Source organism: Nocardia sp. NPDC057272, assembly GCF_042668615.1.
Lineage (GTDB): Bacteria > Actinomycetota > Actinomycetes > Mycobacteriales > Mycobacteriaceae > Nocardia.
Window position 1 is genome coordinate 561,822 of the sequence record NZ_JBHUYK010000001.1, and the last position, 20,949, is coordinate 582,770.

At 68.2% G+C, this 20,949-nt stretch carries 25 protein-coding genes; 18 read left to right on the forward strand and 7 right to left on the reverse strand.

Annotation, left to right across the window (positions count from 1 at the left end; all coding sequences use genetic code 11):
- Positions 1-30: 30 nt before the first annotated feature.
- Positions 31-297 (reverse strand): hypothetical protein, encoded by a 267-nt coding sequence (locus ACFULV_RS02505; RefSeq protein WP_378638286.1) that lies wholly within the window; start codon positions 295-297, stop codon positions 31-33.
- Positions 294-1,148 (reverse strand): PHP domain-containing protein, encoded by an 855-nt coding sequence (locus tag ACFULV_RS02510; RefSeq protein WP_378638284.1) that lies wholly within the window; start codon positions 1,146-1,148, stop codon positions 294-296. The genes ACFULV_RS02505 and ACFULV_RS02510 overlap by 4 nt, the downstream gene beginning before the upstream one ends.
- A 67-nt stretch (positions 1,149-1,215) precedes the next feature.
- Between ACFULV_RS02510 and ACFULV_RS02515 the strand changes: the two genes are divergently transcribed.
- Entirely contained in the window at positions 1,216-2,304 is a 1,089-nt protein-coding gene (locus ACFULV_RS02515; RefSeq protein ID WP_378652447.1) for a magnesium and cobalt transport protein CorA, read from the forward strand.
- Here ACFULV_RS02515 and ACFULV_RS02520 read toward each other — a convergent pair.
- From ACFULV_RS02520 to ACFULV_RS02530, 3 genes are all read right to left on the reverse strand, one after another.
- Positions 2,301-2,882, reverse strand: a complete 582-nt coding sequence (locus ACFULV_RS02520; protein ID WP_378638282.1) for a suppressor of fused domain protein — start codon at positions 2,880-2,882, stop codon at positions 2,301-2,303. The two genes, ACFULV_RS02515 and ACFULV_RS02520, sit on opposite strands and share 4 nt — an antisense overlap.
- A 4-nt stretch (positions 2,883-2,886) precedes the next feature.
- Complete coding sequence (locus ACFULV_RS02525) at positions 2,887-3,381, reverse strand: general stress protein (protein ID WP_056813349.1); 495 nt, start codon at positions 3,379-3,381, stop codon at positions 2,887-2,889.
- Positions 3,382-3,447: 66 nt separating this feature from the next.
- On the reverse strand, positions 3,448-4,377 hold the full coding sequence (locus ACFULV_RS02530) for an HpcH/HpaI aldolase/citrate lyase family protein (RefSeq protein WP_378638443.1): 930 nt from the start codon (positions 4,375-4,377) through the stop codon (positions 3,448-3,450).
- A gap of 52 nt (positions 4,378-4,429) precedes the next feature.
- Between ACFULV_RS02530 and ACFULV_RS02535 the strand changes: the two genes are divergently transcribed.
- The 9 genes from ACFULV_RS02535 (at position 4,430) to ACFULV_RS02575 (ending at position 12,130) form a co-directional block, all read left to right on the forward strand.
- A complete protein-coding gene (locus ACFULV_RS02535; RefSeq protein WP_378638280.1) occupies positions 4,430-5,728 on the forward strand; it encodes a magnesium transporter MgtE N-terminal domain-containing protein in 1,299 nt (432 codons plus the stop codon).
- The gene (locus ACFULV_RS02540) at positions 5,725-6,315 is read left to right on the forward strand and encodes a DUF1003 domain-containing protein (RefSeq protein ID WP_378638278.1); all 591 of its coding nucleotides are present in this window, start codon (positions 5,725-5,727) and stop codon (positions 6,313-6,315) included. The genes ACFULV_RS02535 and ACFULV_RS02540 overlap by 4 nt, the downstream gene beginning before the upstream one ends.
- Positions 6,316-6,426: 111 nt before the next feature.
- Positions 6,427-7,791 carry a lytic transglycosylase domain-containing protein gene (locus ACFULV_RS02545; protein WP_378652260.1) on the forward strand — a complete coding sequence of 455 codons (1,365 nt, stop codon included), beginning with the start codon at positions 6,427-6,429 and terminating at the stop codon, positions 7,789-7,791.
- Between the two features lie 96 nt (positions 7,792-7,887).
- Positions 7,888-8,751 carry a lytic transglycosylase domain-containing protein gene (locus tag ACFULV_RS02550; RefSeq protein WP_378652262.1) on the forward strand — a complete coding sequence of 288 codons (864 nt, stop codon included), beginning with the start codon at positions 7,888-7,890 and terminating at the stop codon, positions 8,749-8,751.
- Positions 8,752-8,823: 72 nt separating this feature from the next.
- On the forward strand, positions 8,824-9,960 hold the full coding sequence (locus tag ACFULV_RS02555) for an Mrp/NBP35 family ATP-binding protein (RefSeq protein WP_378638272.1): 1,137 nt from the start codon (positions 8,824-8,826) through the stop codon (positions 9,958-9,960).
- A gap of 119 nt (positions 9,961-10,079) precedes the next feature.
- Positions 10,080-10,400, forward strand: a complete 321-nt coding sequence (locus ACFULV_RS02560) for a DivIVA domain-containing protein (protein ID WP_378638270.1) — start codon at positions 10,080-10,082, stop codon at positions 10,398-10,400.
- Positions 10,397-11,029: a DNA-3-methyladenine glycosylase I gene (locus tag ACFULV_RS02565; protein WP_378638268.1), complete on the forward strand. Its 633-nt coding sequence runs from the start codon at positions 10,397-10,399 to the stop codon at positions 11,027-11,029. Before ACFULV_RS02560 ends, ACFULV_RS02565 begins: the two co-directional genes overlap by 4 nt.
- A gap of 106 nt (positions 11,030-11,135) precedes the next feature.
- Positions 11,136-11,303, forward strand: a complete 168-nt coding sequence (locus tag ACFULV_RS02570) for a DUF3117 domain-containing protein (protein ID WP_011211259.1) — start codon at positions 11,136-11,138, stop codon at positions 11,301-11,303.
- On the forward strand, positions 11,300-12,130 hold the full coding sequence (locus ACFULV_RS02575) for a putative RNA methyltransferase (protein ID WP_378652450.1): 831 nt from the start codon (positions 11,300-11,302) through the stop codon (positions 12,128-12,130). The genes ACFULV_RS02570 and ACFULV_RS02575 overlap by 4 nt, the downstream gene beginning before the upstream one ends.
- A 1-nt stretch (position 12,131) precedes the next feature.
- On the opposite strand, the gene glgA is transcribed toward ACFULV_RS02575, so the two are convergent.
- Entirely contained in the window at positions 12,132-13,298 is a 1,167-nt protein-coding gene (gene glgA, locus ACFULV_RS02580) for a glycogen synthase (protein ID WP_378652453.1), read from the reverse strand.
- A 110-nt stretch (positions 13,299-13,408) separates the two neighbouring features.
- Here glgA and glgC point away from each other — a divergent pair, with 110 nt between their 5' ends.
- A complete protein-coding gene (gene glgC / locus ACFULV_RS02585; RefSeq protein WP_378638266.1) occupies positions 13,409-14,626 on the forward strand; it encodes a glucose-1-phosphate adenylyltransferase in 1,218 nt (405 codons plus the stop codon).
- Here the strand turns inward: glgC and ACFULV_RS02590 are convergent.
- Complete coding sequence (locus tag ACFULV_RS02590) at positions 14,623-15,255, reverse strand: O-methyltransferase (RefSeq protein ID WP_378638264.1); 633 nt, start codon at positions 15,253-15,255, stop codon at positions 14,623-14,625. The two genes, glgC and ACFULV_RS02590, sit on opposite strands and share 4 nt — an antisense overlap.
- Positions 15,256-15,631: 376 nt before the next feature.
- On the opposite strand from ACFULV_RS02590, the gene sigE reads away from it, so the two are divergent.
- The 7 genes from sigE to ACFULV_RS02625 all read left to right on the forward strand — a co-directional run bounded on the left by sigE (position 15,632) and on the right by ACFULV_RS02625 (position 20,863).
- Positions 15,632-16,294 carry an RNA polymerase sigma factor SigE gene (sigE, locus tag ACFULV_RS02595; RefSeq protein WP_378638262.1) on the forward strand — a complete coding sequence of 221 codons (663 nt, stop codon included), beginning with the start codon at positions 15,632-15,634 and terminating at the stop codon, positions 16,292-16,294.
- Positions 16,295-16,353: 59 nt separating this feature from the next.
- Positions 16,354-16,722, forward strand: a complete 369-nt coding sequence (locus ACFULV_RS02600; protein ID WP_378638261.1) for a hypothetical protein — start codon at positions 16,354-16,356, stop codon at positions 16,720-16,722.
- A 10-nt stretch (positions 16,723-16,732) separates the two neighbouring features.
- A complete protein-coding gene (locus ACFULV_RS02605) occupies positions 16,733-18,295 on the forward strand; it encodes a trypsin-like peptidase domain-containing protein (RefSeq protein WP_378652265.1) in 1,563 nt (520 codons plus the stop codon).
- 104 nt (positions 18,296-18,399) lie between these two features.
- Positions 18,400-18,597 carry a hypothetical protein gene (locus tag ACFULV_RS02610; protein ID WP_378652268.1) on the forward strand — a complete coding sequence of 66 codons (198 nt, stop codon included), beginning with the start codon at positions 18,400-18,402 and terminating at the stop codon, positions 18,595-18,597.
- Positions 18,598-18,711: 114 nt separating this feature from the next.
- Positions 18,712-19,131, forward strand: a complete 420-nt coding sequence (tatB, locus tag ACFULV_RS02615; protein ID WP_378638257.1) for a Sec-independent protein translocase protein TatB — start codon at positions 18,712-18,714, stop codon at positions 19,129-19,131.
- Positions 19,132-19,322: 191 nt separating this feature from the next.
- Positions 19,323-20,180 (forward strand): hypothetical protein, encoded by an 858-nt coding sequence (locus ACFULV_RS02620; protein WP_378652270.1) that lies wholly within the window; start codon positions 19,323-19,325, stop codon positions 20,178-20,180.
- A 116-nt stretch (positions 20,181-20,296) separates the two neighbouring features.
- The gene (locus tag ACFULV_RS02625) at positions 20,297-20,863 is read left to right on the forward strand and encodes a hypothetical protein (RefSeq protein ID WP_378652272.1); all 567 of its coding nucleotides are present in this window, start codon (positions 20,297-20,299) and stop codon (positions 20,861-20,863) included.
- The last annotated feature ends 86 nt before the right edge of the window (positions 20,864-20,949 follow it).

The window sequence follows — 20,949 nt, forward strand, 5'->3', positions numbered from 1 at the left end:
GTTCACCCGTCCGCAACCATTACGCGGCCGTCAACCCCACCATTGTGTCCAAAGCAATACACCGGCCGTGACCAAGACCGCCGCGGACCCGAACAGGGTGGACATGCCGCGGCGCCGGTCGGCGAAGACCTGCGCGACGACCACCACGACCGCGGCCACGAAATGCCACGCCAGCGATTCCGCGCCCGGCCCGGGAAAGTCGCGGCGCGAGCCGATCACCGCCGCGCCGACGACCACGCACAAGAGCACGACAACCCCACCCGCGACAACGCCGCTGACCGCACGAAGCAGCGTCACGGGGCGATCACCGGCGTCCCGCTCGCCTTGTCGATGAGTGCTTCGTACTGATCGGGATCGGTGCCACACGCGCCGATCTCGATGGTCTTGTTGCTGCCGTGATAGTCCGACGAGCCGGTGCGCACCAGACCCAGTTCTCGCGAAAGCCCGGTCAGCACAAGGCGATCGGCTTCGCTGTGATCCGGGTGGTCGATCTCGAGCCCGCCGAGGCCGAGCCCGGCCAGCTCCCTGATGTCGTCGAGCGCCAGCAGCCTGCCCCGCTTCCGTGCGCGAGCATGGGCGATCACGCTGACCCCGCCCGCGGCCGCGATCAGCCGCACGGCCCTCGGCAGCGGGGTGTCGGCCTTCTCGGCGTAGTACGGCCCGTGCGGAGCGAGCAGATCGACGAACGCGGCATTCACGCTCTCGACCACGCCCGCCGCGACCAGTGCCTGCGCCAGATGCGGCCTGCCCACCGCCGGACCCGCGGTCGCCATCACATCGACGGGATCGATCGGCAGTCCGTCGGCCGCCATCTTCTCGGCCATCGCCCGAACTCTGGCCACCCGCTCACCGCGCAACCGCTCGCGCTCCTCGGCGAAACCGCGGTCGGTGGGGTCGAACAGATACGCCAGCAGGTGCACCGGCACCGGGTAGCCGTCTTCCCCCATGCCCGTGCACGACATCTCCATGCCACGCACCAGGGTGAGTCCCGAGGGGCGGGCAGCCTCGGCCTCCGCCCAGCCACCGGTGGTGTCGTGGTCGGTGATCGCGACGACGTCGAGGCCGGCCGCCGCGGCATGCCGCACCAGTTCGGCGGGGGTGTCGGTGCCGTCGGAAGCGGTGGAATGGGTATGCAGGTCGATGCGCACACCTCAGTCTTACAGTGCGGTGTCGGGTCCCGCGCGTTCCCGGGTACGCGAGAACCGTGCCCGTAGGATCCACTCGGTGCCCTCATTTCCGCCGATGCCGTCGTTTCACGGGCCGAATCGCGCGACGAAAACACCGCGACCTCAGGTCCCCGTCCCGACGGCGCGAGCGATCGTCGACTGCGGGGTCTACGTCGACGGCGAGCGGCAGCCGGGACATTTCACACCGCAACAGGCGCTGGCAGCGGCGGAGCGGACCGATGCGGGATTCGTCTGGATCGGCCTGCACGACCCGGACGAGCGGCAGATGAACGACATCGCCTCGATCTTCGACCTGCACCCGCTGGCGGTGGAGGACGCGGTGCAGGGCAGGCAACGCCCCAAGCTCGAGCGCTACGCCGACACCCTGTTCCTGGTGATGAGCACGGTCTGCTACGTCGAACACGACATCGACTCCACCAGCGAGATCGTGGAGACCGGCGACATCATGGTCTTCACCGGGCCGCGCTTCGCCGTGACGGTGCGCCACGGCGAACACACCCACCTGTCCACGGTGCGCCACGAGCTCGAAAAGCAGCCCGAGCAGCTGAAATACGGGCCGACCGCGGTGTTGCACGCCGTCGCCGACCACATCGTGGACACCTACGTCGATGTCACCGAGTCCGTCGGCGTCGACATCGACGAAATGGAAGAGGCGGTGTTCACGCCCGCCTCGAAGATCGGCATCGGCTCGATCTACCAGCTCAAACGCGAAGTGGTGGAATTGCGAAGGGCGGTCGCGCCGCTGGCGGTTCCGCTGGAGCGGCTGGTGAACAACACCGACTTACCGGTGCCGACCGAGATCCGTCGCTATCTGCGCGACGTGGCCGATCACCAGGCCAGCGTCTCCGATCACATCAGTTATTTCGACGAAGCGCTCAGCGGGTTGGTCAACGCCGCGCTGGCCAAGATCAGCGTTCAGCAGAACACCGACATGCGCAAGATCTCGGCCTATGCCGCGATGGCGGCGGTACCGACGATGATCGCCGGCGTGTACGGCATGAACTTCGACCACATGTGGGAGCTGCACCAGGTGTGGGGCTACCCCGTGGTGCTGATCGTGATGGCAGTGCTGTGCGCGGTGCTGTTCCGCAGCTTCCGCCGAAACGGCTGGCTCTAGAGATTCACCGCGCCGCGCTCGGGATCACGCACGTCGATCCCGGCTTCGGCCCACGCGTCGCGCAACGCTTGGGCGCCGCGCACACGCACCCAGGCGGCCTCGGTCGCGGTCACCGGGGTGACGCTGAGGTAGCGCACCGGGTCGGCAGGGTCCGGCAGCGGGATCGCGGGAATATCGCTCTCACCGAGCACGACCGCGGTGAACTTCGCGTTGCGCCACAGCGGTTCTCCGAGATCGAGTAGCGCGTCGGCCTGCAGCACAACGCCTTCCACGGCGGGCGAGGCGACCAGCACACCGAGGGATTTGGCCACCCCGACCTGCGGGTCGGCGCTCATCAACAGCGTCAGGACCAGTTCCGCGCGCGGTCCGCGCACCGGGTCGGCGAGCAGATCGGTCGGATCGCCCATCGGATGACGGGAACCGCCCAGCGTCGCGTAGTGGACCGCGCCGTCGCCCGGAATACGCAGGATCTCGACGGGTTCCAGCCCGAGGAAGGTCAGCGACGCCGAATCGACCTGGGCGCGTTCGACATCGAAGTGGTCCAGCACCGCGGCACGGACCGTGTTCTCCACATCCATCGCGCTACAGGGCCAATCTGGCAAGCATGTCGCGGGCCTGTTCGGCGGACTTCGGATCGCACAGCACGTCGTAACGGCCCGCGACCAGCTGCATGGTCGAGGCGAAGTCGCGCTGGCCCTTGGTGGCCGCGTACGGGATCGACGTGGTGATGACGCCGAAGACGATGCCGCCGAGCAGGCCGACGACGAGCGGACCGAGCGCACCGCCGGTGGTCGTGAACAGGCTCAGCAGCAGACCGAGGAACAGGCCGAGCCAGGCACCCGACACCACGCCGCCGCCGATGACCTTGCCCCACGTGAGCCGGTAGAGCACCCGCTCCACCTGCATCAGATCGACACCGACGATGGTCACGTCCTGCACCGGGAACTGCCCGTCGGCCAGGTAGTCGACCGCGCGCTGCGCCTCCGCGTAGGTCGGATACGAGCCGACCGGCCAGCCCGACGGCGGCGTCGGCAACGCCTGCCGCCCGCGATTCGAGTTGCCCAAGGGATTCGTCATAGTCCTATTCTGCTATTCGTCGACCGACTGTGCCGCAGTGAAACGCGCCATTCACCCCCGCGGGGATCAAGCGCCGGTTCTCGTCATCCCCGCGGCGCGCCCCTTGTCGGCGACAACCTGAGCCATCTTGGCGCTCGCTTCGTCGATCATCTCATCCCCCAACATGACAGCGCCACGCGCGCCACCGGCCTCGGAGGTGTGGAAGGCGTAGGTCTCCAAGATCAACTCGGCGCGGTCGTAGTCGGCCTGACGTGGACTGAAGATCTCGTTGGCCGCGTCCACCTGGCCGGGATGCAGCACCCACTTGCCGTCGAAACCCAGGGCGGCCGTGCGGGCAGCGGCCCGGCGGAAACCGTCGACATCGCGAATTTGCAGGTAGGGACCGTCGATCGCCTGCAACCCGTGTGCGCGAGCGGCGAGCAGGATGGTCATCAGGATGTGGTGGTAGGCGTCGCCGACGTCGTAGCCTTCCGGCTGCTCGCCCACCACCAGCGTGCGCATATTGATACTGGCCATGAAATCGGCGGGCCCGAACACCAGCGTCTGCACGCGCGGGCTGGCGGTGGCGATGGCGTCGATATTGCGCAGGCCCAGCGCGTTCTCGATCTGCGGTTCGATGCCGATCCGGCCGACCTCGAGACCGCTGGCCTTCTCCACCTGGGTGAGCAGCAGATCGAGCGCCCGCACCTGACCCGCGTCGGTGACCTTGGGCAACAGGATCGCGTCGAGCCAGCTGCCCGCGCCCTCGACCACGCTGATCACATCGGCGAAGGTCCATTCGGTCGACCAGTCGTTGACCCGCACCACCCGCAACTGCGAACCCCAGCCCGGTTCGTTCAGGGCGGCGACGATATTCGCCCGCGCGGCCGCCTTGGCGCCGGGGGCGACCGCGTCCTCCAGATCGAGGAACACCTCGTCGACCGGCAGAGTTTTCGCCTTCGCGATCATCTTCGGGTTGCTACCCGGCACCGCGAGCACCGAACGACGTGGCTTCATGAGGAGCGCCTCCTGGTTCGAGCGGCCGTACTCGACCGATAGCCTGATGGTCATGGCAACCACCAGGGTGTATGTCGCCCGGCTCGCCGGCCTGACGGTGCTGGGTCCGGACGGGGAGTCTATCGGCCGGGTCCGCGACGTGGTCGTCGCCGTCCGCAACGCACGCCAGCCGCCGCGGGTGCACGGGCTCGTCGTCGAATTGCTCACCCGGCGGCGAATTTTCGTACCGATACTGCGGGTGACCGCGATCGAACCCGGCATGGTGACGCTCAACACCGGGACCGTGAGCCTGCGCCGTTTCGCACCGCGAGCCGGCGAGCTCCTGGCCATGGCACAGATCGTGGACTCGCAGGTGCGGGTGAACGACCCGGACCTGCCGGATCTGGCCGACGTCGACGTGCTGGTCGCCGATCTGGGTATCGAACAGACCAGGACCAGAGATTGGATCGTCAGCCGGGTCGCGGTGCGCGGACATCGGCGGATCGGGCGCAGGCGCGCGGTGCATGTCGTGGAGTGGTCACAGGTCGACGGGCTCACCCCCGCCGAAGTGGACCGGCCCGGCCAGGACGTGACCACCCTGCTCACCCAGTTCGAGGGACTGCGCGCGGCCGATGTCGCGCATCGATTGCGTGAGCTGCCGGAGAAGCGGCGCATCGAGGTGGCGATCGCCCTCAACGACGAACGACTCGCCGACGTGGTCCAGGAACTGCCCGATGACGACCAGGTCGACTTGCTCAGCCATCTCGAGGTGCGCCGCGCCGCCGACGTGCTCGAGGCGATGGACCCCGACGACGCCGCCGACCTGCTCGGCGAACTGCCCGAGAGCGAAGCCGAATCACTGTTGGCCCTGATGGATCCCGAGGAATCCGAGCCGGTGCGCCGACTGCTCGCGCACTCCCCCGACACGGCGGGCGGTCTGATGACGCCGAAACCGATCGTCCTCGGGCCCGCGACGACCGTCGCCGAAGCGCTGGCCCGGGTCCGCGACCCCGACCTCACGCCCGCGCTGGCCTCGATGGCCTTCGTCGTGCGACCACCCACGGCCACACCGACCGGCCGCTACCTGGGCTGTGTACACATTCAGCAGCTGCTGCGGGAACCGCCCGCGCACCTGGTGGGCGGGATCGTCGACAGTGACCTGGCGCCGCTGTCACCCGACCTGCCGCTCTCGGCGGTGACCCGCTATTTCGCCACCTACAACCTGGTGTGCGGGCCGGTGGTCGACGCGGAGAACCACCTGCTCGGCGCGGTGACCGTCGACGACGTCCTCGATCATCTGCTGCCCGAGGATTGGCGAGAAGAAGAGCCCCCGGCGCTGCAGCAGGTCGAGGCGAGCGGGAGTACGGCATGAGTGAGAAGAATCCGGCGCGGCAACGCTTGGAGACGCCGGTCGGGTCGCGCTTCCGCTTCGACTGGGATTCGGACGCCTTCGCACAGGCCAGTGAGCGCGTCGCCCGGTTCCTCGGCACCGGGCGCTATCTCGCGATCCAGACGGTGATCGTGATCGTGTGGATCCTGATCAATGTGTTCGCGGTGGCGCTGCGCTGGGATCCGTACCCGTTCATCTTGCTCAACCTGGCCTTCTCCACTCAGGCCGCCTACGCGGCGCCGCTGATCCTGCTGGCGCAGAACCGTCAGGACAACAGGGACAAGGTCTCGCTCGAAGAGGACCGGACCCGGGCCGCGCAGACCAAGGCCGATACCGAGTTCCTCGCCCGCGAACTCGCCTCACTGCGTCTGGCGGTGGGCGAGGTCGCCACCCGCGACTACCTGCGGCGTGAACTGGAGGAGATCAAGGACGTGCTCGACCGCATCGATGCGGTCACCACGCCCGACGGCGCGCCGAAGCCGGACAAAAAGCGAAAAGCAGTCCGCAAGAAAACCTCCGGTCAAACGGCCTCTTCCGCCCCGATTTCGCCTGGTGCTCCAGATGCATGACCGGAAATGCTCAACAACTTCCTGACCGGTAGGTAACCTGGATCACGTTGTTCCGGGTGGGCCGGAGGGGGACTCTGCGGCCTGCCGCTTTTCGACGAAAAGGGTGTGGCCGTGCGAATTTCTGCTCCGATAACGATGTCGGCCCTTGTAGTCGCAGGTCTTGTCGCCTCCGGGTCCGGGGTGCACACCAGCGACCCGAGCACCGCGCCGACCGCACCGGAGGCCCTGCTGGCGGCCACGGCGAGCACCGCCGAGGACACCCCCGAAACCGATCCGTCCGAGATCGTCGGCCTGCTGCCGGTCGCGCAGGAGGCGCCGCGCCGGTTGCGCGCACTCAACGCCAACACCGCCGCACCCTTCGCGGGAACAGTTCCGCTGCAAAGCATTTCGCTGCCCACGGGCAGCGGCGCGCTCGGCATCCCGGAGATCGTGCTCGCCGCCTACCGCAACGCCGAGCTGGCCATGGAATCCGCGCAGCCGGGCTGCGGGCTCACCTGGAACCTGCTCGCGGGCATCGGCCGGATCGAATCCGGGCACGCCAGCAGTGGCCGCACCGACCCCGCCGGTACGACGACGACGCCGATCTTCGGCCCCGCCCTCGACGGCACCCTGCCCGGCAACGAGGTGATCAAGGAAGCCGACGGCGGTTTCGTGCGAGCCCTCGGCCCCATGCAGTTCCTGCCGAGCACCTGGGCGCACTACGCCGCCGACGGCAACGGCGACGGCGCCTCGGACCCGCACAATGTCTTCGACGCGGCGCTGGCCGCGGGCAAGTACCTCTGCTCGGGTGGCATGAACCTGCGCGAGGCGGCCCAGGAGCTGCGGGCGGTTCTGCGCTACAACAACTCGATGTCCTATGCGGCCAACGTGCTGAGCTGGTCGGCGGCGTACCGGACCGGCGGCGCGCCGAGTCAGGTGGCCATCTCGCCGGAGATCATCCCGCCGGGTAGCGGTCCGCTGGTGGCGCCCAATGTGCTGGCGGCCTCGACCAACACCCCCACGTCCACCACCACGCCCACCCCGGCGACGCCGAAGGTCACCACGCCGACGCAGGTGATGATCACGCTGCCCGGCCTGCCGCCGATCCCCTGCGGGATCTTCTGCCCGGCGCCGGTCGCGCCGCCCGAGACGTGTGTGAGCGAGCCGCTGCCCGCGGAGATGCCGAACCCGCTCGCACCCGAGCAGCAGCCCGCCGACAAGCCCGCCGAGCAGACCTACGGCGCTGCGGCGCCGAAGGATCCGGCCGCACCCGAGCAGCCGGTGGTCGAGCCCGCCGCGTGCACCCCGGCGGCGGTCGCCCCCACGGAGACCCCCGCACCCACCACACCGGAGAAGACACCGGAACCGGGTGTCGCCCCGGCCGAGGAGCCCGCACCCGCCGAGCCCGCGCCGGTGGCGCCCACCCAGCAGCCCGGCATCACGCTGCCGTTCGGCATCGTCATCCCGCTGCCGCCCGCCCCTGCACCGGCCCCGTAGAAATCAAACCGAAATACAGATCACGGAGGGGTAACAAAAAGGTCTCGGGTGCGGTAATCTCTTCTCATCCAACACGGTTGAGGAGGGCACCACACAGTGGGTCGTCATCGGAAACAGCCTGCTACGACAGTTCGCCGTAGCTCGCTCATCGCACTGACCGGATTGGTCCCCGCTGGATTGGTAGCCGTGACCGCGGCCGCCACCGAGGCGACCCCGGCAACCAACGCAGCTGTCGAGCACGACCTGCTGCCCGGCGCCGAGCCGGAGGCCACGGCCGATCTGGTCTCGTCGCCTCAGGCCGACATCGCCGAGGTCGTCCACGCGGAAGCGCGCCAGTCGCCCTCGGCCGCGCCGGTCGTGAAAACCGTTGCACTGCCGGACGATCGCGCGTCCGCCGATATGCCCGCGGGCCCGCTCGGTATTCCTGGCATCGCCGTCGCCGCTTATCAGACCGCCGAACAGCAACTGGCCGTGGAGAATCCGAACTGCGGAATGTCCTGGTCGCTGCTGGCGGGCATCGGCCGCGTCGAATCCACCCACGCCTACGGCAAGGCCGACGCGCAGGGCAACCCGATCAAGGCGGTCTACGGGCCCGTCCTCGACGGCAGCCTCTCCGGCAACAATGTCATCCACGACACCGACGGCGGCGAGCTCGACGGCCTCGGCGGCTACGACCGCGCCATCGGCCCGATGCAGTTCCTGCCCGAGACCTGGCACCGCTACGCCGCCGACGGCAACGCCGACGGCATCGCCGACCCCCAGAACCTCTTCGACGCGGCCCTCACCGCGGGCCGCTACCTGTGCGACGGTGGCCTGAACATGCGCGACCTCTCCCAGCAGTCGAAGGCGATCCTGCGCTACAACAACTCGATGGCCTACGTCGCCAACGTGATGGCCTGGTCGGGTTCCTACTCCAGCGGCCTCGCCCCCAAGCCCCAGGACCTCCCCCGAATCCACTAGGAAGCGGCCTACCGGCCGGCGACTGTCGTCCCCGGATCGTCGACCGATCCGGGGGCGCATAACATCGGGGGTATGTCAGTGATTACGGAAGCGGATGTGCGGGCGGCGCTCGCGAAGGTCGACGACCCGGAGATCCGCAAACCGATCACCGAGTTGGGGATGGTCAAGTCCATCGCCATCGCCGACAGCGGTGATGTGCACATCGAGATCTACCTGACCACCTCCGGGTGCCCGTTGCGCACCGAGATCATCCAGCGGGTCACCAAGGCCGTCGCAGACGTCAACGGCGCGGGGGCGGTGACCGTCGATCTCGATGTGATGAGCGATGAGCAGCGCACCGAGCTGCGCAAGTCGCTGCGCGGCGATTCGGCCGAGCCCGTCATTCCGTTCGCCCAGCCCGGTTCACTGACCCGCGTCTACGCGGTGGCTTCCGGTAAGGGTGGCGTCGGCAAGTCCAGCGTCACCGCCAACCTCGCCGTCGCGCTGGCCCAGCGTGGACTGTCGGTCGGTGTGCTCGACGCCGATATCTACGGCCACTCCATCCCGCGCATGCTCGGCTCCGACGCCAAGCCCACCCAGGTCGAGCGGATGATCATGCCGCCGGTGGCGCACGACGTGAAGATGATCTCGATCGCGCAGTTCACCCAGGGCAACACCCCCGTGGTGTGGCGCGGTCCGATGCTGCACCGCGCGCTGCAGCAGTTCCTCGCCGACGTGTTCTGGGGCGACCTGGACGTGCTGCTGCTCGACCTGCCGCCCGGCACCGGCGACGTCGCGATCTCCCTCGCCCAGCTCATCCCGAGCGCCGAGATCCTGGTCGTCACCACCCCGCAGATCGCCGCCGCCGAGGTGGCCGAGCGTGCGGGTGCGATCGCCCTGCAGACCCGCCAGCGCATCGCCGGGGTCGTGGAGAACATGTCCTGGCTCGACCTGCCGGATGGTTCACGCATGGAGCTCTACGGCTCCGGCGGCGGCCAGGTCGTCGCCGACCGCCTCACCCGCGCCGTCGGCTCGAATGTGCCGCTGCTCGGCCAGGTCCCGATCGAGCAGGCCCTGCGCGAAGGCGGCGACGACGGCAACCCGATCGTGCTCGCCGACCCGGCGAACCCCGCCGCCGTCGCCCTGCTCGGTATCGCCGACAAACTCGCCGTCCGCAAGCGTGGCCTCGCGGGCATGTCCCTCGGCATCGATACCACTCGACACCTGTAGAACATGGGTAACTCACCGGGTACGCGCAAACCTGACGACCTCGAGAACCGTCGGTCGCCAACGGCGCGCAAGTCCGCACACGAGTCCGGCTCGAATACGCGGAGAGGCGGAGGAGCTTCATGCTGACGCTGCTGCTTTACGTGCTCATCGTCGGGTTGGTCGCGGCGATGCTGTTCCTCGTCGCCAGTGCGGTATTCGGGCGGTCCGAGGAGCTCGGGCCCTTACCCGAGGGGACCACCGCTACCGTGCTGCCCGCCGACGGCGTCACGGGGGCCGATGTGCGGGCGTTGCGATTCCAGCAGGTGGTGCGCGGGTACAAGGCCGGCGAGGTCGACTGGGCGCTGGGCAGGCTGGCCGAGCGGATCGACGAACTCGAGTTCGAGCTGGCGCAGGCTCGGCAGTGGCAGGCGCAGGTGGCGGCGGGCCAGGATCGCGGGTGAGCGAGCTCGCCGACGACGGCCTCGTGCGCTGCGACTGGTCGACCGGCTCGCAGCTGTACCGCGATTACCACGACACCGAATGGGGTCAGCCCCTGCACGGTGACGACGCCATGTTCGAACGGCTCTGCCTCGAGGCCTTCCAGTCCGGCCTGGCCTGGATCACCGTCCTGCGTAAACGGCCCGCCTTCCGCAGTGCGTTCGCCGGTTTCGAGATCGCGAAGGTCGCCGAATTCGACGATCACGACCGCGCGCGGCTGCTGGCCGACGCGGGCATCGTGCGCAACCGCGCCAAGATCGACGCGGTGATCAACAACGCCCGGGTTGCTCGCGACCTGCCGGTGAGCCTGGACGAGCTGCTGTGGTCGTTCGCACCCGCGCCACGCCCACGGCCGACCTCGATCGAGAATGTGCCCGCCACCACACCCGAATCCATTGCTCTGGCAAAGGAATTGAAGCGCCGAGGGTTCGCTTTCGTCGGCCCGACGACGGCGTATGCCCTCATGCAGGCAACCGGCATGGTGGACGATCACCTGGATGTTTGCTGGGTGGCAGCGGTACCGAACGGAACCGACTCCGCAGTCACATTTCGCACTCAGGTGTCCGCCCGCGACGGCAATAGGGAAGAATAGGACCGGTGTGGCCCGCCGAACACCCGGCGAGCCCGCTGGTTGGCGACAACCGGCAGACGAGAAAACAGTGCGCAGAACCACCGCGCAGATCTGGAGGGAGCAGAGGATGGCGGCCATGAAGCCCCGTACCGGGGACGGTCCCCTCGAAGCAACCAAGGAAGGTCGTGGAATCGTCATGCGGGTTCCACTCGAGGGTGGCGGGCGTCTGGTCGTCGAACTCACACCGGACGAGGCTGCGGCGCTCGGTGACGAACTGAAGAGCGTCACCAGCTGAATGCGCTGACCGAGGTCGCCGCACTTCTGGCCTGCCCGGAGTGCGGCGACGAGCTGCAACCGCACGATCGTGCGCTGCGATGCGGCACCGGTCACAGCTTCGACATCGCCCGCCAGGGCTATGTCGGACTGCTGACCGGCGCATCGACGAAAATGACCGGCGACACCGCCGACATGCTCGACGCCCGCGCCGCTTTCCAGGGTGCGGGTCATTTCGCCCCGATCGCCGCGGCGATCGCTCGTGCCTTCGGCACCGTCGCGACGGTGCTCGAAATCGGGGCGGGCACGGGCTACTACCTCGCCGACGTGCTCGACGCGCACTCCGATGCTTTCGGCATCGCCTTGGATGTGGCCAAGCCCGCCGCCCGTCGAGCCGCCCGCGCGCACCTTCGCGCGGCCTCCGTACTCGCTGACGCCTGGCGCGGCCTGCCACTGCGCGACGATGCCGTCACCGGCGTGCTGTCGGTGTTCGCCCCGCGCAACCCCGCCGAGGTCGCCCGCGTCCTCGCGCCCGGCGGACGCTTCGTCGTCGTCGCTCCCACGACGCGTCATCTGGGCGAGCTGATCGGCCCCCTCGGCATGGTGGGCGTCGACCCGGACAAGGACCGGCGCCTGGCCGACTCGCTCGCGGGCGCGTTCGCCCGTGCCGAGCACACCCTCGTCGAGTTCCCGATGAAGCTGTCTCGCACCGATGTCACCCATGTCGTCGCGATGGGCCCGTCGGCCTTCCACCGCACATCCGCCGACGATCCACGCATCGCGGCACTGCCGGACATCACCGAGGTGACGGCGTCGGTCACCGTGTCGACCTATCTGCCGAACCGCTGACCTAACGCAACACACTCCGGTACACGTCGAGCGTGTGCTCGGCGATCCGCGCCCAGTCGAACTCCGCGATCGCCCTCGCCCGCCCGGCCTCGCCGTAGCGCACGGCCAACGCCGGATCCCCCGCGACCTCGTTCACCGCGGCGGCGAGCCCGCGCTCGTACTCCCCGGTCTCCTCGGGGTCGTAGTGCACCAGGCGCCCGGTGACCCCGTCGTCGACCACCTCCGGAATCCCGCCGACGTCCGAGGCCACGACGGCGGTCGCGCACGCCATCGCCTCCAGATTCACGATGCCCAGCGGTTCGTACACCGACGGGCACACGAAGACCGACGAGGCGGACAGGATCTGGCGGACCTGCTCGGCGGGGAGCATCTCCTTCACCCAGAAGACGTTGCCGCGCTGCCGCTGCAATCCGTCGACGGCGGCGGCGACCTCCACCTCGAGTTCCTTGGTATCGGCCGCACCCGCGCACAGCACCACCTGGATGTCCGGGGCGAACGAGGCGGCCGCGGCGAGCAGGTGCCCGACGCCCTTCTGCCGGGTGATCCGCCCGACGAAGGACACGATCGGCAGGTCGGCGCGCACGCCGAGCCGCTCGAGCACCGGCGCCTCGTCGGCGGCGGGCGGGCCGGGGTGCCACACGCTCGCGTCGATACCGTTGTGCACCACATGAACTCGATCGGGGTCGATCGCGGGATAGGCGTCGAGCACATCGTGGCGCATGCCTTCGCTGACCGCGATCACCGCGTCGGCGTTCTCCATCGCGTTGCGTTCCGACCACGACGACAGCCGGTACCCGCCACCGAGCTGCTCGGCCTTCCACGGCCTGCGCGGTTCCAGCGAATGCGCGGTGAGCACATGGGGGATCCCGTACAGCATGGCGGCGAGATGACCGGCCAGGCCCGCGTACCAGGTGTGCGAATGCACCACGTCCACGCCGCCCGCCGCGTCGGCCATCCGCAGCTGCGCCGACATCATCTGCAACGCGGCGTTGGCGGCGTACAGCTCGGGGTCGGGGCGATGCACCACCGCACCGGCGCGCGGCGCGCCCATGCAGTGCACGGTGACGTCACAGAGCTCACGCAATCGGGAAGTGAGTTCGGTGACATGTACTCCCGCACCGCCGTACACCTCGGGGGGATATTCCCGGGTCAGCATCGCCACCCGCAGCGGTTGCGCTGGAGTCTGCTCGCTGTCGGTGCCATCACTCACCGGTCCAAATTAGACCCTCGGGTCGACATGGGCCACCGTAACCTCGCTGGCCCTGTACTTTGAGCAGGGTGAGGAGCCAGCCGCACGTACTCGGGATCGTGCTCGCCGGTGGCGAGGGCAAACGACTGTTTCCACTCACGGCCGACCGCGCCAAGCCTGCGGTTCCGTTCGGTGGCGCCTACCGGCTCATCGACTTCGTGTTGAGCAACCTCGTGAACGCGGGATACCTGCGTCTGTGCGTGCTCACCCAGTACAAGTCGCACTCGCTCGATCGCCACATCTCCCAGACCTGGCGACTGTCCGGCTTCACCGGCGAGTACATCACCCCGGTGCCCGCCCAGCAGCGTCTCGGGCCGCGCTGGTACACCGGCAGCGCCGACGCGATCATGCAGTCGCTCAACCTGATCTACGACGAGGATCCCGACTACATCGTGGTGTTCGGCGCCGACCACGTGTACCGGATGGATCCGGAACAGATGGTGGCCAGCCATATCGCCTCGGGCGCCGGTGTCACCGTCGCGGGGATCCGGGTGCCGAGGGCCGAGGCCAGCGCGTTCGGCTGCATCGACTCCGACGAGTCCGGCAAGATCACCCAGTTCCTGGAGAAGCCCGCGCACCCGCCGGGTACCCCCGACGACCCGAACGTGACGTTCGCCTCGATGGGCAACTACGTGTTCACCACCCGCGTGCTGGTCGACGCCATCCGCGCCGACGCCGCGAACTCCGATTCCGACCACGATATGGGCGGCGACATCATCCCGAAGCTGGTCGCCGACGGCAAGGCCGCCGTCTACGACTTCGCCGACAACGACGTCCCCGGCGCCACCGAACGCGACCGCGGCTACTGGCGCGACGTCGGCACCATCGACGCCTTCTACGAGGCGCACATGGACCTGGTCTCGGTGCACCCCGTCTTCAACCTCTACAACAAGCACTGGCCGATTCGCGGCGCGGCGGAGAACCTGCCGCCGGCGAAGTTCGCACAGGGCGGGCTCGCCCAGGAATCGATCGTCGGGGCAGGCTCGATCCTGTCGGCGGCCACGGTCCGCAATTCGGTGCTGAGCTCGAACGTGGTGATCGAGGACGGCGCGACGGTCGAGGGCAGTGTGTTGATGCCCGGAGTGCGGATCGGGCGTGGCGCGGTGGTGCGCCACGCGATCCTGGACAAGAACGTGGTGGTCGGCGAGGGCGAGATCATCGGCCTCGATCTCGACCGCGACCGCGAGCGTTTCGCCGTCAGCAACGGCGGTGTGGTCACCGTCGGCAAGGGGATCTGGGTCGGTTAGCCCCGCGAGGCGCAGAGCAGACCGTCACCGATCGGGATCAGCACGCTGGTGAGCTCGGGGTTCTCGGCGATCGCCCTGGTGGCCGCGCGCACGGCCTGTGTCGCCGGGTCGCGCTGTTCCTGATCGGGCACCCGCCCGCCGAGTAGCGCGTTGTTGAGGATGAACGCGCCACCCGCACGCAGCAGCCGCACGCCCTGTTCGACGTAGTGGGGGTGTTCCATCGGCGCCGCGTCGATGAAGACCAGGTCGTAGGAGCCGTCGGCCAGCCGGGGCAGCACGTCCAGCGCGCGCCCGTTGATCAGGCGCGTGCGCGACGGGGTGATCTCGGCGGTCCGGAACGCCTCCTTGGCCGCGCGCTGATGCTCGGGCTCGGAGTCGATCGTCGTCAGGGTCCCGTCCTCCCGCATCCCGTCGAGCAGCCACAGCCCGCTGACGCCCGCCCCGGTACCGACCTCTACCACCGAGCGCGCGCCCAGCATCTGCGCGTACATGCTCAGCAGCGCGCCGACCGCCGCGGGCACCGGCGCGGCACCCAATTCGGTGGCCCGCTCACGCGCTTCGAGAAGGACCTCGTCCTCGACGACGGACTCCTCCACATAGGCCAGGTTCCGCTCCACGTTCGATGCCACAGCTATGAGGCTAAGCCACCGGAGGGGTATGTGTATTCAGCAAAGGGACGGATCCGGCACTGTGTCGCACCGGACCCGAACAATTGCCGAAGGTTTGCGGATCGGTCACAACAGTCCCCGAACTGCCGGTTCTCCGTTGCCGGCGGGACTAGGCTCGAGTCCGACCAGAATTCTCAGGTCACACTCAGGATCTCCACACCTGACCCATATCAGGGCAGGAAATAGTTGCCCTACGCAAGGCCAGCCGATCGCGGCGGGCACGAGGCTCGGGAACAACCGCACACAGTTGCTGGTTGATTGTCGGTAAGCAAGGTTCGCTGACCCGGACCAGCGAGGTTTCGTGCCAGCGGTCCCGAGTAGGAGGTGTCCCATCCCGATGGTAGACACGGCGCGTCAAGACGCCACCGACCAGACTCTGCCCGCTGATCTCATCGCGGCAGAAGCCGAAGAACTCGACGCCGAACTCACCGGCACCGCCGCTTTCGACGCGACCGGCGATCGCGCCGCCATGCCGTCCTGGGACGAACTCGTCCGCGAACACGCCGACCGGGTCTACCGCCTGGCCTACCGCCTCTCCGGCGATGCCCAGGACGCCGAGGACCTCACGCAGGACACCTTCATCCGAGTGTTCCGCTCGCTGCAGAACTACCAGCCCGGCACGTTCGAGGGCTGGCTGCACCGCATCACCACCAACCTGTTCCTCGACATGGTCCGCCGCCGCAACCGCATCCGGATGGAAGCGCTGCCCGAGGACTACGACCGGGTGCCCGCCGAAGGGCCGACCCCCGAGGACGCCTACCACGACTCCCGTCTCGACCCGGACCTGCAGAAAGCACTCGATTCGCTGGCGCCGGAGTTCCGTGCCGCCGTGGTCCTGTGTGACATCGAGGGTCTGTCCTACGAGGAGATCGGCGCCACGCTCGGGGTGAAGCTCGGAACCGTGCGCAGCCGGATCCATCGCGGGCGTCAGGCACTGCGCGAGTACCTTGCGCATAATGGAAGTGAGCAGCGGTACTCCGCTGAAGCCCCATCGGTGTGACGGGTGTTCCGACGTCACCCGGTGGCTCAGGTGATGTCGGTCGGAAGGAAGAAATCCGCATGAGTGTGGACCCCAGTGCCGCAGGTCGCCCACCGCGCTTTCAGCCCACCGAGCACTTGGCCAGTGAGGCTGTCGCGGCCTTCGTCGACGGCGAACTACGGATGAACGCGTATCTGCGCGCCGCCCAGCATCTTTCGGTCTGCACCGAATGCGCGGCCGAGGTCGATGCCCAGCAGCAGGCGCGGATCGCGCTGCGCCGCGCCGCCGAGGTGGCGATTCCGCGCAGCCTGCACGACAGCCTCTCGCGCATCCCGCTGGCCGACCTCCCCGGCAACGCACCCGAACCGCAACGCCGTAACGAGGCATTTCTCGGATTCATCACAGATTCCTTCACCGCGACCCGGTGGACAACGTGGCGGCGCAAGTAGAGTCTGCGACGTGACAGGCGAATCGACGAATTCCGGATCGGCCGACCACTCGGATTCGGGGGCTGAATCACCCAGGACGGACGCACGCAAGGACGCGCGGGGCACCCTGCGCCCTTCCGACGCGCCGAGCCTCGGCCCCCGCCCGGTCTACCGGCCGCACATCGACAGCCACACCGCGCGCGCGTTCCGCCGCCCGAACGGCCAAGCCGGTTCGTTCGCACCGCACGACCCCCAGCGCGCGGCCGGCAAGGGCGCCGACGACGGACTCGTCCAGCGCCCGCCGGACGGCGTGCTCGCCGAGGCGTTCGCCCGGCCCGAGGGCTCCTCGGAGCTGCTGCAGCGCGAGCCCGGCGCCGACGAGCCGAAGACCGTCATCGCGGGTCCGGTGGATCCGTGGCGTGACCCCGACGCGGCGGCCAGGCTCGGTTCGCCCGCCGTCGACACTCCCCCGCCCGCCCGGCTGCCTGTCGCGGACAAGCTGAGCGCGCGCGAGGTGCTGTTCGGTTCGCGGGTGGCGCCCAAGGCGTTGGCGATTCTGTCCGCACTTGCACTCGGCATCGCCGTCGTGGGCGGCTTGGTCGGTCGGATCACAGCCGAGACCGCGTCCACCCTCACCTCACGTGAGGTAACCCTGGATCAGAGCGCGGGCGTGGAGACACCGCACAGTCAGATCGCCGCCGTTGCCAATGCCGTCCTGCCCTCGGTGGTCTCGATCCGGGTTACCGTCGGCGACAACGGCGCGACCGGTTCCGGCGTGGTGATCGACGGCGGCGGTTACGTCGTCACGAACAATCACGTGATCTCGATGGCCGCGACCGACAAGTCCAACCGGGCCGCCATCCAGGTGCAGTTCTCCGATGGCACCCGGGTGCCCGCGCAGATCGTCGGGCGCGACCCGAAGACCGACCTCGCCGTGCTCAAGGTCGAGGCCAAGAACCTGACCGTGGCCAATCTAGGCAAGTCCGCCGACGTGCAGGTCGGCGACGACGTGCTGGCGGTCGGTTCGCCGCTCGGCCTGAGCAAGACCGTCACTTCCGGAATCGTCAGCGCCCTCCACCGTCCTGTGAAGCTCGCGGGCGAAGGCAGCGACACCAACGCGGTGATCGACGCCGTCCAGACCGACGCTGCGATCAACCCGGGCAACTCCGGTGGCGCACTGGTCGATATGCAAGGTCGCGTGGTCGGAATCAACACCGCCATCCGCAGCGAGACCGGCGGTTCTGTGGGCCTCGGCTTCGCCATCCCCGTCGACGTGATGACCACCGTTACCCAAACCCTGATCCACGACGGCCAGATGCACCACCCGACCATGCGCCTCGCGGTCCGCACGAAAACTGTCGCAAACGAGGTCACCAGCGGCGCCCAAGTCGCCGACGTTGCCCCCGATGGCCCCGCCGGACGGGCGGGAATCGGAGAGGGCGACGTGATCGTCCGAGTCGGAGACCGTGAGGTCACGAGCGCGGATGAGTTCACCGTGGCCGAGCAGTCGCATCAGATCAATCAGACGGTGATCGTCCAGCTCATTCGCGACGGACGCAAAGTGGATGTGCCGGTAACCCTAGAGTCCGATTAATCCTGCCGAATTTCGTTCTGGCGCAACAGCAGTCGTCCGACATAGACTCGAGGCGTTCGATTCGGAATTACCTGGGGAGGGTGACGATGCTTCGTCTCGTCAAATTGTCAATCGGATCTTCGCTACTGATGGTCGCGCTCGCCGGGGCGCTGTCGGCGCCCGCGGCGGCGAATACCAACGACCAGTACGTCGACTGGTTCGTCTGCCAGCAAACCGGAGGTAAGGCCGCGGTGGCGACAGACGGCCAGGAGTACTGCTACGGCGGACCGCACAACGGCAAGATCGTGGTGTATCCCACCTAGAATTGTTTTCGCCCGAATGCCAGGGGGCCGATAGGCCGCCTGGCATTTGTTGTTCGTCCAGGCGCAATCACCTCATTCCGGTACCGCCGTCCGGCAACCGGTAGTCTGAGATCCGTGTTCAGCAACATCGGGTGGAGCGAGATGATGATTCTGCTCGTCGCCGCCCTCGTGATCCTCGGCCCGGAGCGACTGCCCGGTGCCGTCCGCTGGACCACGGGCGCGCTGCGCCAGGCGCGCGACTACGCCAGCGGCGCCACTTCTCAGTTGAAGCAGGAACTCGGGCCGGAGTTCGACGACCTGCGCAAGCCGCTGGCGGAGCTGAACGAGTTGCGCGGGATGAGTCCGCGGGCCGTGGTCACCAAGCACCTGCTGGGCGGTGACGACTCGGTGCTGCGCGATCTGGAGAGCGCGGTGCCCGACAAGCAGCAACTGTTCGGCACCAGCAGCGGCATGCCCGGCACCCCGGCGAAGCCCGAGCCGCCGAAGTCGCTGGAGCGCAACGAGCGCCCCCCGGTCGACTACGACGCGACCTAGCACGCTCCGGACCAGCAAACACACCGCACGGTCGGCATTTGCTACGAGGTCGCGCCGGCCGAACACTGCGGCGGCGACCTCGCCCGTCTGTGATTTGCCGACAATCCGCGCCCGAGACCGTTGTCTCGCAAGACAGTTCGATGTCAACCGTTATAGACACACAACGCTGTCGAGCTGTCTAGACTTCGCACATGTCGGCCGATGACGTGGCACGAGTTTTCGCGATCGAAGACAAGGTCGAGAGACTCAAAGCAGCCACCGACGGGGTGGCGGCTGCCCAGCAGACCATCAACGAACTAACGAGGATCCGGCGAGCCGTGATCCGGGAACTCCATGCCGACGGCTGGACGTTCGCGCGGATCGGTGCCGCCGCCGGATTGTCGCGTGCGCGCATCCACCAGGTGAGCACCCAGGGCCCCGTGCCCGAGGGACTGTTCTTCGGGCACGGCACGCTGACCGTGCTCGCCCCCGAGGTCCGCTCCGGCAGGCTGCTCGGCGCACCCGACCCACAGGCCGCCCAACGCCTGGCCGAGCTCCTGCGGCAGCTCGGCTTCGCCGCGAACGTCGAGACGTTCATGCCGGGCAGGCCGCTCGACCTCAATCGCGACGGGCTGGTGATTCTCGGCGGGCCCGAGCTCTCGCCGAGCCTGCGTCAGCTGGTGGTAGCCGATCCACGCCTGCGCCGCACCGTCACCCGCGCGGGCGATACCCGGCGTGGCATCGAGGACAGGGCCGCGCGCCGCGTGTACCGGCCGGGCGGCACCGAACCCCACGACATCGCCTACCTCGCCCGGCTACCCCGGCCCGACCGCCGCGGCAGCATCATGCTGATCGACGGGCTGCATCCGCCCGGCTCGCTGGGTGCGATCCGATTGCTGGCAACCCGGTTGGCGACCCTGCACGAGCGCGCGAGCAGCCATCTGTTCTCGGTTCTCATCGCAGTCCGGTACGACCGCGCGACCGGCGAACCAGTCGATGCAGATCTCCTCACCCCGGTATACCGCCATGAAACAGACCCAAAGTTGGCTACGACCCGGGTTCGTCCGTAGGCTGATCTAAACTCGCCGTGCTTGGTGATCTGCATCACTGTACTGTTATGGATCACAAGTCGCCCGCGATGGTTAGATTGCTAGCGAGTAACCGAGTGTGAGTAGGTGAGCATCAGATGTTCTCGTCTCCTGAGGCCAGCGCATGCCGGGTTCTGCCCGTGCACGCGAGTGGTCACCCAAGGCCCGTTCCGCCCTTCGACGCGGAGCCGGCCAGCGGCGACGTCATCGTCACCACCCATCGCGTCACCTACAGCGACCGCCTGAAGGTCTTCATCGGCCCGCACGAGGACGTGGACAGCTTTTTGCGCCCACTGCGCCGGATGGACGGCCATCAGCGTTACGCGCTCGATCTGACCGTGCTGCCCGAACCGGTGCCCGCCACCGAGGTCACCACCTCGGTGAGTTCGGCGCGCGGCGATCTCGCGCTCGGTTGCGCCGGCTCGGCGGACGCGATGACGCTGCAGCTGCGCAGTACGGTCGATCACGTCACCCGGCGCTTCACCCTCGGCCTACCCGGCGGACGGCTCGGCCTGCCGACCGTTTACCTCCCGCACGGCGACGAGGACACCTACGTCTACCCGGAAGAGGTGTTCACCGCCGACAACGCGGTGGAGATCTTCCGCGACTTCTTCCACACCGGTGCCGTGCCGGCCGGGCTCCAGCAGCGCGAGATCCTCGACTGACGACTCCCGGCCGCTCGCCGCGCGAGCATGCCCCGAGATAGCTAGGCTGGTCAGCACGGTCACAACGCCCGGACGGTGATCGTGGA